The sequence below is a fragment of the Pseudoalteromonas sp. S3776 genome (genome assembly GCF_005886915.1).
Taxonomy (GTDB): domain Bacteria; phylum Pseudomonadota; class Gammaproteobacteria; order Enterobacterales; family Alteromonadaceae; genus Pseudoalteromonas.
In genome coordinates this window covers 1-17235 of the sequence record NZ_PNCU01000005.1, presented here as the reverse complement: position 1 = coordinate 17235, position 17235 = coordinate 1, and the positions used below count along the sequence as shown (strand labels likewise).

Sequence of the window (17235 nt, the reverse complement as noted above, 5' to 3'; positions counted from 1 at the left end):
AAATATTAATAATATGCAGTATTGATTTATTCATCTTGTGCCACCCATGTAGAGCCTGCACCTACATCAGTGCTTTGGATGTAGTATAAGTTTCTTGCACCTGCTAAGGCTTGTGCACCATTTGCGTCAGTCTCAAGCAGCGTACTTGTACCGGTTACAAATTCAGGGACTTCTTTACCATTTGCTTCTGGGTCTTGGTCAATAGCGCCATCGGTGTCGTATTCACCATTGCCATTTACGTTTCTAATATCAACCCATAAATCACTCGCATCGCCCGACTCATAGCTGTCACTAAAGCCAAAGCTGTTTGAGAACAATGATTCAGTATGATTAATTAGGTCACAGTCGTACTCAAATGAATGATCGCTCGACAGCGTATTAGGGTAAAAGAAACCATAAACAAGCGCGCTATTTTGTATGGTGTCTTCATCAGTTTGATCGCCCACCCCATTGGCATTTAAATTACCGTTAAAGTTAATTTCGAATGCATTTTTTGTTAAACCGTACAATACAGGTGCGTTGTCTGCGGTAAGCTCATCACAATCACCTACCGGTGCTTTTGAACCTATTTCTGTACTAAATACAAATGGTTGCTGTGAGTTAAGTACGGTATTGTTAGTCACATTAAGGGTAAAGTCGCCTGCGCCATCAAGCACAGCTTGGTTACCTCCATTTGGCACTCCGCCATCAGCTTGTGAGAATGGATTCGCTGTAAATACAATACCACCTGCTTCTTTATTACCTGAGCGAATACCCGCAATGTAGTTATTGCTTACTGTGTGGCCTAAAGGCGTAATTAATACACCAGCTGGTCGATCGCTTGAGCTTGCAATATCTGTGGTACGAATAATAACGTTGTCTGATACCGTATTAAATCCACCATCTTCAAGCGAAATACCGCCATTAGGATTTAAAATGGTATTGCCTTTAATCGTCGCGCCAGAGGTTTGCACGCGCATTAAGCGACGACCTGTAACAAAGTTTTCTACACGGTTGTATTGAATAGTAAAGTTTGCATCTACAGCTGCGTCTGACCCTGTGGTACTGCCTGCGTTAATTAAGTGCAGGCTAGAGTTACCAAAATTTGGATTACTGCTTGAGCCTGTGAAAAGGTTATATTGAATAACGTGGTTAGTACTTGACGATGACATTTTAATCACCGAACCATTTTCTGCTTTATCGCGGTTTGCAAAGGTATTACGCTCAACCATTGCGCCATCGCCTTTAAGCATTAACCAGTGGTAAGTGGAGTTATTTAACGTCTGTGCTTCACCATCGATAGTATTTTGAGTAAATGTGAAGTTGTCACCCTCAGAATAAATAACGGCGTCTTCTTCGGTTTCACAAAAGCCGCCCGATTTAGTATCAATATTTTTAAAAGTAAGTCCTTTAATACCTGCGCCATCAACCCCACTGGCTACATGAATACAAAGTTCACCACTAATTACCGGGCTTTGCCCTTCAACTGCTTTAAGCGTTGCTGCACTAGTTAGCATAATGGCATCAAGATCGGCATATACGCCGGTATTTAAACCAATCACGTCGCCATCAGCAAGACCTGCATTTATAGCCCCTAATAGCGCGCCTGCATCGCTTATTACTTGCGTGTACACTACAGTATCGGCAGTCCCGGTAATTGTGCTTGAAAAGCCATCGTTATCTGTGTAACTCGCCGTCACCGATATAATCGCGCCAGCTTGATTAGTTGGCGTAAACGTTTTGCTGTTAGTGTCTGCTATTGCTACGCCATCAGCAAGCCAGGTATAGGTAACGTTTTGCTCATCTACACCGTTGTTATCGCTAATTTCAGCGGTTAATTCGCTAGTCACTAAATAAGGCGTAGCGCCTGAAATGGTAATGCTACCCGCTTCATCTACAGCTTCAGCTGAAACTGCAATGGTTGCCTCTGATAGGTTGTCTTCGGTAAAACCGTGATCGTCTGTGTAAGTAACCTGCACAGTGATAACTTGGCCAAGTAGTGATTCATCAACAACATAAGTACTTTGTGTTGCACCTTCAATAGCTACCGTATCTGCAAACCACTGATAAGTGATTGTGCCGCTTGCGCCATCTTCATCGGTAATTTCAGCCGTTAGTGTATTACCAATCGTAGGCGTACCAACAATAGCCACCGACCCTTCTGAATTCGCGCGTTCTACTGGCGCTGTCGCAGCTGATGTAGCTGACTCTGCAAAGCCTCTGCTATCTTCAAACACTGCATTTACAGTAATAACTTTACCTAATTGCGCTTCGGTAATTGTGAAGGTTGCTAAGGCTTCATCAGCAATTTCCTCATCATCTGCAAACCACGTATAAGTTACAAGCGCTGGATCGAAGCCATTTTCATCCGCCACACTAGCACTTAGCTCATTACCAATAATTGCATCACCGTTAATTTCTACTGTGGCCGCAAAAGGAATAGCTGTCACTTCATCGGTTGGCTCGCTTAAATGCGATTCATTAACGCCGCTGTCATCTGTATAAAGCGCTTGTGCAGTAATCGCAAAACCAATTTGCTCATCGGTTAATGTAAACGTTGCGTCATTAGCGCCACTAATAACTTGTCCATCGGCATACCAGTAGTAGCTTACTTCGCCAGAAATACCATCTGCATCATTTACACTGGTCGATAATGTTTCGCCGGTTAGCGCTGTGCCTGTAAGAGCAATAGAGCCCAATGTATTGTTATTATTATTTGAATCCGTGTCACAACCTATAATGGCAGCTGTAACAGCACATAATGCAAAATGTTTTAATTTCATCATGGCTCTATTCTCCTTAATTGTGTGGTTTAGTATTTAGCAGGTGTAATGTGTGATTTACCAAATACCCAGTGTGTTATTACCAAATTATTTTATTTTTACGCTTCATTGTTAACCAACCTGGTAATATAAGCATAATAAAAACACTTTTACCACTATATTCGTTCAAAATTCATCATATTCTATTAACTGAAAGTTAACTTACGTCTATACCTAATAACGCAGCGTTATTACCAATATTAATTTCACGAATAGATAAACAAGCAACCTTTATGAATAATTGGTTTTACCGAAAGAATTACTCTAAATTGTTACGTAGCGCGATAAGCACATAAAGAATGGGGGATGGAAAATACAGGCGTAAAGCTTTAGCTGTAATAGCCTATAGATATGAATTTTTGATGTGTATATAAAATAACGTAGCCACTGCGTTTAACTCACTATTAGTCAGCAGTGGCATACGTTTTATTTAAAAGGCGTTAGGGGACAATAACCGCCCTTTTGTACTGAGGCCTTAGTCAGGTTTAATAAACCGTAGAATTAAAATAAGTCACAGGTTCACTAGAGCCTAAAATAACAGGCACACGCTGATGCAGATCCTCTGGGTGAATATCTAAAATACGCATGCCTTTAGAGGTGGCTATACCACCTGCGTTTTCAGTTAACATCGCCAGTGGGTTGGCTTCGTAAAGTAACCGTATTTTACCATTTTCATTACCAGAACGCGTATCTTGTGGATACATAAATACCCCACCACGGCATAAAATTCGGTGTACATCGCCAACCATGGCTGCATTATAGCGAATTGAGCTTTTAGCAAATTCTTCTGATGTATACAGTAATTTATCAAAGTAAACTTGTGTTGCTTCATCCCAGTATCGGTAATTTGCCATATTAACCGAGAACTCACGGCTTTTACTCGACACCTTAAGTTCTGGCTTAGTAAGCAAAAAGCCGCCGTGGGTTAAATCATGCGTATAACAGCGGGTTGGCCCGCCTGTGCTCATTACTAGTAACGACGATGGCCCATACAGCACGTAGCCCGCACAAACCTGATTAGTACCGGGTTGATTAAATTGCTCATCACTATCGTAAGGTACATCTGCTTTTGCTGGGTAAATGGTAAAAATAGTACCTATTTGTCCATTAACATCAATATTTGATGAACCATCAAGCGGATCAAATGCCACAATATACTTACCATCAGGGTGTGCACCTACTGCGTTGTCTTCTTCTTCAGATGCCACTGTTTTTACAAGATCATCATCAATTAAAGTATCCTTTAAAAGCTGATTAGCAATAACATCTAGCTTTTTTTGAACTTCACCTTGTATATTTTCGTTAAGGGTAGAGCCCAATACACCCGCAAGCTCACCTTGGCTAACTCTAAACGCTATTTCTTTTGTGGTTGCTAACAGAGTACGGATTAACATGATTAGGTCGGTTTCAACACCATCTTCTTTTAAAACTTTATTCAGTCTTTTCATGTGCTATACCTGTTCACACAATTAAGGTCGTCAAAACATTGAATCAGGCGTGCCATCATATGCTGCTCCGACTGGCGTAACCACACACGTGGGTCATAGTATTTTTTATTGGGTTTATCTTCACCATCAGGGTTGCCTATTTGGCCCTGTAAGTAATCTTGCTTTTCTTGATAATAGTTTAATACCCCATTCCAACTCGCCCATTGTGTGTCGGTATCAATATTCATTTTTACCACCCCGTAGGTGAGCGACTCAGCAATTTTACTGTGCTCAGAGCCACTTCCACCGTGAAACACAAAATTAATAGCGTTATGCTCTAAATTAAATTTTTCAGCTACATAGGCTTGTGACTCGCGCAATATGCTTGGTGTTAACACTACATTACCCGATTTATAAACACCGTGAACATTACCAAACGAAGCTGCAATAATGAAATTAGGGCTTATTTTACTCAGACGCTCATAAGCATAAGCTACATCTTCAGGTTGAGTGTACAAAGCCGAGCTGTCGAGATGGGAGTTATCAACCCCATCTTCTTCTCCACCGGTGCACCCTAACTCTATTTCAAGTGTCATGCCTATTTTTGCCATACGCGCTAAATAACGCTCACAAACCTCTATATTTTCTTCCAGTGGCTCTTCTGAAAGATCGATCATGTGTGATGAGAAAAGGGGCTTGCCTGTTTGTGCAAAGTATTTTTCACCTTCATCTAGCAAACCATCAATCCAGGGCAGTAGTTTTTTTGCAGCATGATCTGTATGTAACATTACAGCAACACCATAGTGCTTAGCTACATTATGCACATAATGTGCAGCACTTATTGCGCCTACAACAGCAGACTGTTGCCCCTCAAGAGCTAAACCTTTACCACAAAAAAACTGTGCTCCCCCATTAGATAGCTGAATAATGACCGGCGACTTCACTTCTCTTGCGGCTTCTAAAGTCGCGTTAATAGATGATGTACTCACTACATTTACTGCGGGCAATGCATATTGATGTGCTCGTGCGTGTTTGTACACCTCGCTTACTTCATCGCCAACAACAACACCGGGTGCAATCGTTGGGGCTAAATAATTCATTTTTTGCTCCTTGCTATTTTAAAGCCTCGATACAAGAGTCTGTGATCGCTTGCCAATTACCCTGTGCTACCCACTCTTTTTTTGCAACCCAGGTACCACCTACTGCAAATACATTTTTTAACGACAGGTAATCCATTTTATTTTTTTCACTTACACCGCCGGTAGGGCAAAAACTCACTGCACGAAATACAGATGAAACGGCCGATACAAACGGCGCGCCACCAGCCAAAGAAGCAGGGAAAAGTTTTTGCTCTTCAAAACCATACTCAAGTGCCATTAAAATATCACCTGTATTTGATACACCAGGCAATACAGGTACGTTACACTTTACCAGCTCATTTAATAGTGTAGGCGATACAGCAGGTGTGACTATAAAATCTGAGCCTGCTTCTAGCGCTTGCTTTAAAATTGTCTCGTTAATAACCGTGCCTGCGCCCACTTTTAACTGAGGAACTTGCTCTTTAATGGCCTTAAGCGCATCAATTGATGCATCTGTTCTTAGAACAACCTCTACCAATGTTAGGCCTGCTTCTGCCATTGCTTTAGCAATGTTAACACCTTGCTCTGGCGTATCTGCTTGAATTATAGGTAGCAGAGTTTGCCCTGCCATTAGTTCAGAAAAGCGAGTCATGCGTTGTTTCCCTTATTTTAGATAATCGTGCTACTTAGTGTTATATATTGAGTACATTAGCCAGTTACAGGCCTGATTTAGCCATGGCTTGTTGAAATACATCTTTTGGTGCAATGGCACCGGGTTGCTGAATAACGGCGCCAGCGGCTTGCGCGGCAAGTTCAACAGCCTTATCAATAGGGAGCCCATCTAAACGCGCGCCTAAATACACACCATTAAAGGCATCACCAGCGGAGGTTGTATCAATCACGTTTTTAACCGGTGTAATTTTGTGGCTTTGCACTGTGTCAGCCTCTTTTGTAATAACCGAGTCAGGGCCGTTTTTGACTACAATTTCATTGATGTTATACGGTGCTAAATAATCAATAACGGCCTCTACGCTCTTGACGTCGTAAAGTGTTTCTAAGTCTTCAACACCTGGCAAGGTAATATCGGCTAAGCTAAACGCGCTATGATACTGCGCTTTAGTTTGCTCAACGTTATCCCATAGTCTTGCGCGGTAATTAGGATCAAATACTATTTTTACACCCGCGGCTTTAAGCTGTTTAACTATGTCCCAAAACTGCTGCCGTGCTTGTGCTTCTATTACAGCTAACGAAATCCCGGAAAAGAAAAACATATCGCCCGATGACAGCTGTTTAACTAGCTCAGGGCTAATAAATTCAACCACCTTTTTTGCTGCTGAATCATCGCGCCAATAAATAAAACTGCGCTCGCCTTGCTCGTCCGTTTCTATGTAATACATACCAGGGACTTTACTGTTGTGAGCAAATACGTAGTCTGTATTTAATTGTTCACTTACAAAACGCTCACGCATTTTTTTACTTAAGTTATCTTTCCCTAAAGCGGTTATCACTGAGGTTGTGACCTTAGGAAAGCAACGCTTTAAGTAAACTGCCGAATTATATACATCACCTGCAAATGACTGGTGCAATGTAGAGGGAACGGTCGCTCTTAACTCAATCATGCATTCGCCAATAAAGTAAATATTTTTCATTATTATCACTTACCTTAGGTAGTAAATGGCTGTAAAAAAACAGCCATTGCCAACAAATTAGTTAGGCTTTTTTAATGGTTCAATTTTTGGAATTAAAATCCATACAGCCGCCATTGCAATAATCGCTAAAGATGCCCCTATTACAAACGCCGGTGTATAATTACCATCAGCGGTTAAAATCGGAACCAGTGACGTAAGCCCTACAGCACCTAATTTAGCGGCCATACCAGAAAAGCCCGACAGCGTTCCTACCGCTTTTTTACCAAGTAAGTCGCTTGGTAAGGTTTGCACGTTACCAATAGCGGTTTGAAAACCAAATAAAATAACAGCCATAATAAGTACCGCAATTACCGGCTCGCCTGGGTTTGCCATTGCAAGCAGCGCCGGCAACATAATTAAACACCCTAATGTGATGGTCAGCTTACGTGTTTTATCGGTATTCCAACCTGCTTTTAGGCGGTTTTGCGCGAGTAATCCGCCAAACCAAGCGCCAAACATAGCGCCAACATAAGGAACCCAGCCATAAATACCTATAGATTTAACATCCATGCCGTACACTTCGTTTAGGTAAATTGGTATCCAAAATACAAACAACCACCAAATAGGATCAATAGCTGCAGAGGCTATAATTACACCCCAGCTTTGCTTACGAGAAAGTAACTCACCTGTAGAGGGGTTATACTCTTCTTCGTCATCGTTTGTTACATCGCCGTTATCATCAACGCGTCGTTGTCCGGTAAGAATGTATTCGCGCTCTTCTTCACTTATCCAAGGGTGAGAGCCTGGTGGCGCTTTTACTAAAATAATCCACGGTACTAACCATAAAAAACCTAACGCACCAACAAAAATAAACACCATTTGCCAGCTAAAATACACAGTTAAATATGCAATAAGCGGAATAGCAATAATGCCACCAATAGCTGCACCAGAATTAAATATACCTTGCGCTAAAGCACGCTCTTTAGTTGGAAACCATTCGGCATTACCTTTAGCTGCTCCGGGCCAGTTACCCGCTTCAGCTACACCTAAAATTGCGCGGAAAATACTTAAACTAAGCACACCTTGTGCAAATGCATGGGCAATCGTGGCTAAAGACCACACACCTATTGAAAGTACAAAACCAAAACGTGTCCCCACCCAGTCAAAAATTTTGCCAAAAATAGCTTGGCCAAATGCATAAGCAAACACGAAAACAATAGAAATATTTGCGTAAATTTGTTTACGCTCTAAAGCAGATTCATCAGGGAACATCTCTTCCACAATGTCTGGCCATAAAACGCTGAGCGCTTGACGGTCGATGTAATTAATAATGGTAGCCAGTGCAATCAACACAATGACCCACCAGCGTAAGCCTTTAATTTTCATAGGTTATTCCTCAAGAAAGTCTTCGCGAGCTGGGCTAAAGGTATCAATCAAAATACCGCCAGTTGGGCATGTTGCACCGTGATCAGCAAAAGGAGGAATAAAACAGCTATCGCCTGCTTTTAAGATTTTAGTGACGCCATCAATATTAAAGTGAAATTCACCCTCAACAACATACGTTACTTGCGAATGTCTGTGCGCATGGTTATAACCAATCGCCCCCTCGGAGAACCAAATTTTTACAGCCATTAGCTCTTCGTTATAGCCAAGCATTTGGCGTTTTAAACCATTACCTAAATCTTCAATCTCGGTTTCGTTACCAAATGAAAAGTGTGGACTTTGCTTTTGCATCCTGTTTACTCCTGATTATTTTTCATCGCATAAACGCCAAGACGGCCATTTAAGGTGAATGCTTTATTTTGATATGTGAATGTGTGTTTAGCTGCTTTCTCAGCTTTATTAATAGCAACCAAGTAGGTGTTATTTTTTACTTTAACTTCAACTAGGTCCAAATCTGCTTGTACGTCATACTTAAGTGAAGATACACGGCTAATCGCTTCTAAGGTATATTCTTTACTTGGGTTGTATTCACCATGAGGCTCGAGTACAGAAATAAATTTATGCTGCTTTTTATCTTCTACTCGGCGAATGTAGCCATTTTCATTACGAAGATTAAAATGCGGATCGTTAGCGCCTATTTGCGTAAATAAGAAAGACTCATCCCCTTTCACTAGGCTTGTTTGAGTATAAAAACGGCCATTGTCATTTAACCATGTTACCTTTGCTAAACCTTTTTCAGGCTGTGCCTTTGCTTTAAGCCATAAGTGTTGGTAACCATTTTTATCACCCAGCGCAGCTAAGCTTTTGGTTTTAGCAAGTAACTCAAAGCTGGTATCAATTAATTGACCTTTATAATGCAGCGGTAAATCAATTTTATGGGAGGCATCTGCATTAACATTAAAAATGTCGATTGCAAGCGTGCTTTCAAGTTCAGGCAGATTAATTAATGCCAAGGTGCGTTCAAGCTCAACGCCTTTATAAACAGTGCTTATTTGCCCACTTGCAACTGTTCCGTATTGGTTTGTCTCAAAGAAATTAAGCTTAGGGTGATTGTTATTACCTACTTTAACATTAGCGTTAAAATGCGAGGTTTCATCAATCACAACCGTATTGTGTGCCACAGAGTGTTTTGCGTAAGTCTCGTTCTCTGGTAAGTAACGACCGCCGTATTTAGCTTCAACATTTAAAAAACGTGCAGCGCCATAATCAGATACAATTTCATTACCATGGTCGTAAAATTGCCAAGTTAATTTATCAAAATGGCCATGCCCTAAGCCTTGTGCAGCAGGTTTAAATAAAAGTGCTTGGTCGCCACCAGTTTGCGTACGCATTACTACCAATGCACCTTGCTTGCCATCGTTACCATCGCCAAACGCTACTGATTTAAACACATAAGGCGTCTGCTTATTTTTATCCAACGCTTGAGCAACTTTTAAACCATCACCTGTTAGAACCACTTGATCTTGATACTGTGCAATATCTAGATAACCCGTATCGTTAGTTAGGCTATACGCAGCCGTTACACCTTGAACTAACTCAATCGTATCAATACCTTTACTTTTTATGGCATCGTTTATTGGAAAAAATAGACCGTTGTAGCTTAGCTGAATAGTGGTATCAATTGCTTTGAGCAATATGCCGTCACGATATTCAAAAATATCCCGTTGCGGTTCATTGTTTTCAATTGCTTTTGCAAAGGTTACGAACGGAAGTAATGCAAAGCGTTGATAATAAGGTCCTTCGTTGTAATAACCTTGTGGTGAAAACAGCATGTCGAGCTGCTTAATAAAACCACCTTTACCTGATTTATTTAAATCGTAAAGAGATTTTTCAACCCACTCAGATTCATCTAACACATACCCTGCCATGCCTACACCTGCTGTAGCCCAGGTGCCATGGTTATGCACTTTATTAAAGGTTGATGGCTGGCCTTGTGATAAAAATAACGCGACTGGGCGCAATAAGTCATTTTCAATGGTTTTGATATTCGTATCGCTTAGTGCGTCGTGAACTAAATCATATGCTTGGATGGTATAAACAAGCCACATAGCTTCGTTAAGGCTTTGCCAAAATAGCTTACCTGGGTTTTGCGACTTAACTTTGCGCTTAGGATGTTCATCGAGCGTTGGGTATAATTTGGCATAAGCAAGCAACATATCACGTACGTAATGTGCGTATTTTTCATCTTGGCTTAGCTGATAAATAACACCCGCGTTATACATAAGTTGATAATTTTTTTTATGTTGCTCGTGGGTATAGCCTCCCCCACCATCTTTAGGCACAGGTACCGAAATAGGGCCTTTAATTTGTTCATCTACCTGTGCTTTGAGCGCTTCAAATGCGTTAGCAAATTTGCCCTGCTCATTACTGCTAATTGCTTGACGCATTTGCTGTACATCATCGTTGGTTATTACCAAATTAGGATGCGCTGCGTAGGCGTTTAACGATAAAACTAAGGCACTTACAGTCACGCCCACCGTTTTAAATAATGACTTACTTTGCGTTAAATTAATCATTGTTAGTTCACCTTATTTAAAACGTTATTATTTTTAATGGTTGCCGTGTGAGGGCCCTCTACACGTAGTTCTTTTACGCTTGGTGCTTTTGTTGCATCAAAGGTGTTATCTGTAATGGCTGTTATTGGCTCACCTACCGTGTGCTCAATTTTAACCTGTGCAGATTTTCTAAATTTGTTATTTGTAATGTTTGTAACTTGAACACCGTGTGCATACACACTTGCATTCGCCTTGTTTCGCTTACCTAAACCTACTTTAGTTAGGGTGTTATTAGTCATTAATAAATGCGGACCAAAGGTGCTCTCATCGCTCCCCCCTCGGTATAACTTAACAACAGCACCGGCCACCTTATCAAAAGTGTTATTTTTAAGGGTTACATACTCAGCGTTATAAATACCTAAATCTTCTATTTCGGTATTGAGGCGTAATATATCGCCAGTTACATTTTTAAAGGTGTTATTTACTAACGTGATTTCATCTGCCATCGCACCCTTGCCCGTTACAAAAAAGTGAAATGAATGATTAATATCAAGATTAGTTAGTTGTGAGTTGTGTATTTCAAAGCGGTAGTTATCAATCATGCCCCACTTTTTAGTGCGTACCACACTATTGTTAATGGCATCGGGCGCGTTTTCACCCGAGATAACTAAACCATCTAGCTTTAAGCTACCGCCATCATGAATTTCGAATAAGGTGGAGCGTTGGTAAGTCAACTTAGCCTTGCCAGTATGTTTAGCTTTAAGGGTAAGCACTTTTGTTATTTTAACGAGTTTAGATACATCGTATTGACCATCAGATAGCTCTAATATATCACCCGTTTGTGCAGTATTAATTGCGTTTAGTAATGCATCTACTGTCGCTTTAACTGGGTGAGTTTTGCCCGTATCAAATGCCACAACTTGTTCTGTTTTTGGATACCAACTAACGCCGGTGTCGGCCTTTTTTAGCACCTTTAAACCGCGTTTAGCACCTGCACTAATTTTGCTTGCTTCAGGATACAGTAAACCGTTACTAGCTCTGGTTAGTGTTACATTTTGCTGTTTAACACCATAATTTAACTCTTTTAATACCTGGGTATTAGCTACATTTTTGCTAAATTTAATACCGCTTACATCATCAAAGGTTGTAAAAGGCTGCTCGCCATCTTGATTAATAATAAGATTATTTTTCATTACGCTATTAATTGGCGCAGCGCTACGCTCGCTATCGCTACCTGCGCCAAGTTGTATATGACGTACATTTACATAGGTATTGTTTTCAATTGTCGCGTTTTCTACCTGGTGGTAACGATTTATAGGTGAGTTAGGCACACCGTTCATAACCGTAAAACCACTCCCAAAGCGATAGCCTGTTAAGCCCTCTAAGTAATTATTTTTTACAGTTTGATTTTTGTTTATTATGCGAATGCCACCAGTGTGCTCCACGCCATTGCCTAAAAAGATATTTTCTTCAATAACATTGCCATTACCATGGCGCAGCGTTAATGTGCCGCGAGATTCAAAAAACACATTATTACGAATGTGGTTTTTACCTGATTTAACAGAGATTATTTCTACTTCGCCGTTTGTACGTTCAAAGTAGTTGTTTTCAACTAGGGTGAATGAATCACTTAAAGAATAGTGGCTAGTCCCAATGCGCAGTGTTTCACCGCCATTTGACCCAAAAGTTGGGCGATAGCCAAAGAAGTTATGATCAATTTGATGATGGTTTTGTTGGCTTTGCTCACTATTAAGCCTTACAGCAACTGTAACACCTTTGTTACGCTTACCTACTAAGTGGCTGTGATCAAAACGATTGTGTTTACCATATAGCGCCACCCAATAGTCAGATTCACGCTTATCTGGGTTATTGTAGTTATCGATAACTACCTCAGTTACACGCGAGTGGGTAGCAAGTTCATCTTTATTTTTACGAAACTCAATTACGGCTGAGCTAGGCGTATAACCATTTTTAAATACCAGCCCTGACACTTCTAAGTATGAACCCGCCAGTCTTAAATTAGATTGCCCTGATAGAATAACCTTACCCTTAGTTTGTGCTGTAAGCTTTATAGGGGCGTTTTTGGTGCCTTGGCCTTGTAATAAAATTTCAAAATCAGACCACGTACCGTCTTTGAGAGTTACTTTATCGCCGGCAACGAGTTTGTCAGAGATTTCTTGAAAAGCTTGTTCAGTGTCTACAAAATAATCTTTGGCTGCCAATTGTGTGGATGTGCACCCAATAAGAACTAGGCTAAGCTTTATTATATTAATTAAACGCATAGATAACTCTTTTTCAGTGTGACCGGAAGTAATGCCTTATCAATAGTAATACTGCAATCATTGCACAAAGCAGATTAAATCTAGCCAATTGATGTTGTGTGTGTTTTGGTGCTTTAACTACGTTAAAGCACCCAATGTTGTTGGTATTATTTTTCTAGAGTTTTAAAGTAATCAAAAATTTCTGGCACGTTGCCTTGGCCCATACCTGCATCAAATGCCGCTTGTAAATTAGCAGATGACCCTTCGGCAATTTTTGATTCAGTCCCAAGGTCTGAAACCATTTGTAGGAAGTAGCCTAAATCTTTGTTTGCATTGGCAATTGAAAAACCAAGGTCGCTTACATTGTCTACCGCGTAGTTTTTACAAAATTGCATAAATGGAGAGCTAGAAGGCCCTGTCGACATAATGTCAAATAGTTGCTGGCGGTCTACACCGGCTTTGTCTGCTACAGCAAACGCTTGTGACATAGCACATACTGTGGTCATACCCATAAAGTTATTGATTAACTTAGTTGTATGCCCTGCGCCTAGCTCACCTAGGTGAAATACGTTTTCGCCCTGATCTTCAAGTACAGGCTTAACTTTATTAAACGTTTCAATATCGCCCGCTGCCATAATATTTAATAGGCCGTCTTTAGCATGGGCTGGAGTACGCCCTAGTGGAGCGTCAATCATGCCTGCGCCTTTAGCAGCTAGATCAGCGCCAATTTTTTTAGTCGACGAAGGAATTGATGTACCAAAATCAATTAATACCGCGCCTTCTTTAATACCCGCTAAAATACCATCTTCTGCGTACACAATTTTTTCAACAACTGCAGATGTTGTTAAACAAAACATAATTATGTCTGCACCTTGTGCAAGCTCTTTTGCAGTGCTTGCTGTTTTCGCGCCTCTGCTAACGCATGCAGCAACCGCATCTTTGTTTAAATCCATAACAATAAGCTCATAGCCTTTGTTCTGTAAGTTTTCGGCCATATTGCCGCCCATTAAGCCAAGGCCGATAAAACCGATTACTGGTTTAGACATGAATAACTCCTAAATATGATGGCGCGTGCTTTTATGAGTACGAGTAATGATTTACCCCATAAATAGGTACGCTGTGTCGTTTAGTTCAATGTGTAAAGTAACCCTGAGCATGCTCTTTTGAATAAATAACCAGCCTCGTTGTTCCTATTTTAGCGAGTAATAAAAGGTTAATTACACGCTATAAATTGCTGACCGGTTACGTATTTATTAGGCTACGCTTAGCATTACTTTTATTATTTTTTAATACCTTGGAGAAGCTAAAACCAAACAGCTTACCAATTGGTATGCAAAAACTGTATTACCATACACCATTATTGTCAACCAATAAGTTAACTTTGTAAACCAAGGTAATTTACAATTCAATCCATGGAAAACAAAAAGAAACTAGTAATCAGAAGGTTAACAACTATTCGTAAATAAAATTAATTAAACATACTTTTACCTTCATTGGTTAGGGGCTTATAAAAAATAGGTTGACCAATAAGTTACTACACCTTTGCCCACTCACATAAATACCGTAACCATACATACACAGTGCACTTACCTATTGATGGTAATAATACGAATTTAGTATTCTAATTTTCTGCCTATGTAAGGGTGCAAATGCCTCGTGTATCCACATTTACCTTAATTAAAGTCCAAAGGTTTATTTACATATTAAATCGCATTGATATTTAAATTAATGTCATAAGCTAAAGGCTCTCAGTGAAAACAAGGCAAACTTACGCGGCAAAAGTCTGACCTATTGCAAGTACATGTAACGCAATGAATACTCAAATAACTTATTGAAACAAAATTATTATTAAAAAAGAGATAATGCTTATCCGCTTAATTAAGTGAGCTATTTCGAGAATAGATAAACGTGTTGGTAGCTAGGCATAGTGCGATATTTAATTGTTCTAAACGAGGGTGTTTAATACCAACTTGATTAATTTTAGGCCCTAAAAATGATTAAGTATTATTACGGTGTTGGTATAAAATAAGGGGTTAGGTATACAGCTAGCTCAGGTGCCTTGATATGGCTATGAATTATCTCCATCTGGCGCTATGCTTCCCCACCTATTTAACTTTAAACTCACAGAGGTAACCTAAATGCGTTTATTACACACGATGTTGCGTGTAGCCGACTTAGAAAAGTCACTTTCTTTTTATACACAGATTTTAGGAATGAAAGAATTACGCCGCTCTGATAATGAAGAGTATCGTTATACATTGGCTTTTGTAGGGTATGGAGAAGAGGATAATAATACCGTTTTAGAGCTTACTTATAACTGGGATCAAAATAACTACGATTTGGGTAATGCTTATGGCCATATAGCTATTGAATTTGACGATATATACAAAGCATGTGATGACATTAAGGCCGCAGGTGGAAACGTCAGCCGAGAGCCCGGACCAGTCAAAGGCGGTACAACAGAAATTGCTTTTGTGAAAGACCCTGATGGCTATTCAATTGAGCTTATTCAAAAAAAGAGAAACTAATCCCATTAATGGGTGTTGGTAAGGGGTGCGATCAAAATGCGGAAGCTTTGCTCTATTTTTGCTTATTCTTACATGGATATAAGTCATTAAAATAACGCAGGGCGATTATTGAGCTCACTCGGTTACAAACCTCGCGATCTAGGTAATAAAATTTATCAAAAGGTGCCTATTTGCACCTTTACCTTAGTTGACTATCTTTACTTGCGCGGCGGTTTACACCTGCTACGGCCTTACCTTTAGCCTCAAGCTCACTTTGACATGCCACACAATGCCTAACACCTGGCAGTGCTAACCTGCGTGCCTGTGGTATTTCACAATCACACTCATCACAGAATTCGGCACTCGCGCCAGAGATTAAATTTTGCCTTGCATATTGCACTGCGTCATTAACACTTGCATCGATTTGATCTTGAATTGCGCCATCTCGCGCCCAACCACTTGCCATAATTAACTCCAAGTAATGAGAAATTAAACTAAAAGGCTAGCAGCACAGCGCTTTATAAATGCTGAATATTTTGTGCTGGCTTTATTGCGTACGCTATTTAAAGGGTGAATAAATATAGTTTAGAGTAATTAGTAATTTAGTTGTGCTACCCATTTTATCTACACATGTAGTTATAGGTATGTATTTTTAACGCAGCTAGCAAAAAATTTATCACTGTAAATGAATAATTATTATTGCGGATCTGTCTTGAAACCAAAGAAATTATACGTAGGTGATTATTAATTAAATAGATAGGTTTTTAGATATTGAGAAGTTTAAAAGTGTAAAACTAAAGTTTTGGCGGATAAACGATAAAATTAATGCACTGGATAGAGCTAAGGAAGTAATAGATTTATACACTACTAAAATAATAAGTGGCATCCCAAAGAGATTAGTACTTTATGATAGCGTCGTGCATAGAGAGTGCGGTGTCACACTGCTTAATACCATACTTTATAGTAAGTGGCGTCCCCAAGGGGATTCGAACCCCTGTTACCGCCGTGAAAGGGCGGTGTCCTAGGCCTCTAGACGATGGGGACGCAGAAATTGCTTTGCAAATCACTGATTTGCTATTTCTAAGTAAGATGAGACCGAGCCTGCGAGGCGAATGGCATTATCTTCTCAAAACGTTTTCTGTGTCACTAGGACAACTGAATGGTTTAACTCGTTTCAGGCGAGCTTTTAATAACACTACCCTACTACAAATAGTAAGTGGCGTCCCCAAGGGGATTCGAACCCCTGTTACCGCCGTGAAAGGGCGGTGTCCTAGGCCTCTAGACGATGGGGACACTAAAAAGTGTCACTAGGACAACTGAATGGTTCAACTCGTTTCAGGCGAGCTTTTAATAACACTACCCTACTATAAATAGTAAGTGGCGTCCCCAAGGGGATTCGAACCCCTGTTACCGCCGTGAAAGGGCGGTGTCCTAGGCCTCTAGACGATGGGGACACTAAAAAGTGTCACTAGGACAACTGAATGGTTTAACTCGTTTCAGGCGAGCTTTTAATAACACTACCCTACTATAAATAGTAAGTGGCGTCCCCAAGGGGATTCGACCCCCTGTTACCGCCGTGGAAGGGCGGTGTCGG

General features: G+C 40.4%; 12 protein-coding genes and 3 tRNA genes. 1 reads left to right on the top strand and 14 read right to left on the bottom strand.

Annotated features, from left to right (window positions below):
• Positions 1–26: 26 nt before the first annotated feature.
• From CWC16_RS03415 to CWC16_RS03370, 10 genes are all read right to left on the bottom strand, one after another.
• On the bottom strand, positions 27–2762 hold the full coding sequence (locus tag CWC16_RS03415; RefSeq protein ID WP_138540524.1) for a poly(beta-D-mannuronate) lyase: 2736 nt from the start codon (positions 2760–2762) through the stop codon (positions 27–29).
• A 524-nt stretch (positions 2763–3286) separates the two neighbouring features.
• Positions 3287–4249: a class 1 fructose-bisphosphatase gene (locus CWC16_RS03410; protein WP_138540510.1), complete on the bottom strand. Its 963-nt coding sequence runs from the start codon at positions 4247–4249 to the stop codon at positions 3287–3289.
• Positions 4246–5328, bottom strand: a complete 1083-nt coding sequence (fbaA, locus tag CWC16_RS03405; RefSeq protein WP_138540509.1) for a class II fructose-bisphosphate aldolase — start codon at positions 5326–5328, stop codon at positions 4246–4248. The genes CWC16_RS03410 and fbaA overlap by 4 nt, the downstream gene beginning before the upstream one ends.
• Positions 5329–5341: 13 nt before the next feature.
• Positions 5342–5959, bottom strand: a complete 618-nt coding sequence (gene eda, locus CWC16_RS03400; protein WP_138540508.1) for a bifunctional 4-hydroxy-2-oxoglutarate aldolase/2-dehydro-3-deoxy-phosphogluconate aldolase — start codon at positions 5957–5959, stop codon at positions 5342–5344.
• 64 nt (positions 5960–6023) lie between these two features.
• Positions 6024–6956: a sugar kinase gene (locus CWC16_RS03395; protein ID WP_138540507.1), complete on the bottom strand. Its 933-nt coding sequence runs from the start codon at positions 6954–6956 to the stop codon at positions 6024–6026.
• Between the two features lie 57 nt (positions 6957–7013).
• On the bottom strand, positions 7014–8321 hold the full coding sequence (locus tag CWC16_RS03390) for an MFS transporter (protein WP_138540506.1): 1308 nt from the start codon (positions 8319–8321) through the stop codon (positions 7014–7016).
• Positions 8322–8324: 3 nt separating this feature from the next.
• Positions 8325–8669: a cupin domain-containing protein gene (locus CWC16_RS03385; protein WP_055016656.1), complete on the bottom strand. Its 345-nt coding sequence runs from the start codon at positions 8667–8669 to the stop codon at positions 8325–8327.
• Positions 8670–8674: 5 nt separating this feature from the next.
• Positions 8675–10894, bottom strand: coding sequence for a heparinase II/III domain-containing protein (locus tag CWC16_RS03380; protein ID WP_138540505.1), 2220 nt, complete (start codon positions 10892–10894; stop codon positions 8675–8677).
• A 2-nt stretch (positions 10895–10896) separates the two neighbouring features.
• Entirely contained in the window at positions 10897–13155 is a 2259-nt protein-coding gene (locus CWC16_RS03375) for a chondroitinase-B domain-containing protein (protein WP_138540504.1), read from the bottom strand.
• A gap of 146 nt (positions 13156–13301) precedes the next feature.
• Positions 13302–14180, bottom strand: coding sequence for an NAD(P)-dependent oxidoreductase (locus CWC16_RS03370; RefSeq protein ID WP_055016654.1), 879 nt, complete (start codon positions 14178–14180; stop codon positions 13302–13304).
• 1092 nt (positions 14181–15272) lie between these two features.
• Between CWC16_RS03370 and gloA the strand changes: the two genes are divergently transcribed.
• The gene (gene gloA / locus CWC16_RS03365; protein WP_055016653.1) at positions 15273–15662 is read left to right on the top strand and encodes a lactoylglutathione lyase; all 390 of its coding nucleotides are present in this window, start codon (positions 15273–15275) and stop codon (positions 15660–15662) included.
• Between the two features lie 178 nt (positions 15663–15840).
• Here gloA and CWC16_RS03360 read toward each other — a convergent pair whose 3' ends face one another.
• The 4 genes from CWC16_RS03360 to CWC16_RS03345 form a co-directional block, all read right to left on the bottom strand.
• Positions 15841–16107, bottom strand: coding sequence for a DksA/TraR family C4-type zinc finger protein (locus CWC16_RS03360; RefSeq protein ID WP_138540503.1), 267 nt, complete (start codon positions 16105–16107; stop codon positions 15841–15843).
• A 502-nt stretch (positions 16108–16609) separates the two neighbouring features.
• Positions 16610–16685, bottom strand: a tRNA-Glu gene (locus CWC16_RS03355).
• 173 nt (positions 16686–16858) lie between these two features.
• Positions 16859–16934, bottom strand: a tRNA-Glu gene (locus CWC16_RS03350).
• 85 nt (positions 16935–17019) lie between these two features.
• Positions 17020–17095 (bottom strand) — tRNA-Glu (locus tag CWC16_RS03345).
• Positions 17096–17235 lie beyond the last annotated feature (140 nt).

Coding starts and splice junctions, on each gene's coding strand:
- CWC16_RS03415 (WP_138540524.1), bottom strand. CDS start 2,762: ATGAAATTAAAACATTTTGCATTATGTGCTGTTACAGCTGCCATTATA.
- CWC16_RS03410 (WP_138540510.1), bottom strand. CDS start 4,249: ATGAAAAGACTGAATAAAGTTTTAAAAGAAGATGGTGTTGAAACCGAC.
- fbaA (WP_138540509.1), bottom strand. CDS start 5,328: ATGAATTATTTAGCCCCAACGATTGCACCCGGTGTTGTTGTTGGCGAT.
- eda (WP_138540508.1), bottom strand. CDS start 5,959: ATGACTCGCTTTTCTGAACTAATGGCAGGGCAAACTCTGCTACCTATA.
- CWC16_RS03395 (WP_138540507.1), bottom strand. CDS start 6,956: ATGAAAAATATTTACTTTATTGGCGAATGCATGATTGAGTTAAGAGCG.
- CWC16_RS03390 (WP_138540506.1), bottom strand. CDS start 8,321: ATGAAAATTAAAGGCTTACGCTGGTGGGTCATTGTGTTGATTGCACTG.
- CWC16_RS03385 (WP_055016656.1), bottom strand. CDS start 8,669: ATGCAAAAGCAAAGTCCACACTTTTCATTTGGTAACGAAACCGAGATT.
- CWC16_RS03380 (WP_138540505.1), bottom strand. CDS start 10,894: ATGATTAATTTAACGCAAAGTAAGTCATTATTTAAAACGGTGGGCGTG.
- CWC16_RS03375 (WP_138540504.1), bottom strand. CDS start 13,155: ATGCGTTTAATTAATATAATAAAGCTTAGCCTAGTTCTTATTGGGTGC.
- CWC16_RS03370 (WP_055016654.1), bottom strand. CDS start 14,180: ATGTCTAAACCAGTAATCGGTTTTATCGGCCTTGGCTTAATGGGCGGC.
- gloA (WP_055016653.1), top strand. CDS start 15,273: ATGCGTTTATTACACACGATGTTGCGTGTAGCCGACTTAGAAAAGTCA.
- CWC16_RS03360 (WP_138540503.1), bottom strand. CDS start 16,107: ATGGCAAGTGGTTGGGCGCGAGATGGCGCAATTCAAGATCAAATCGAT.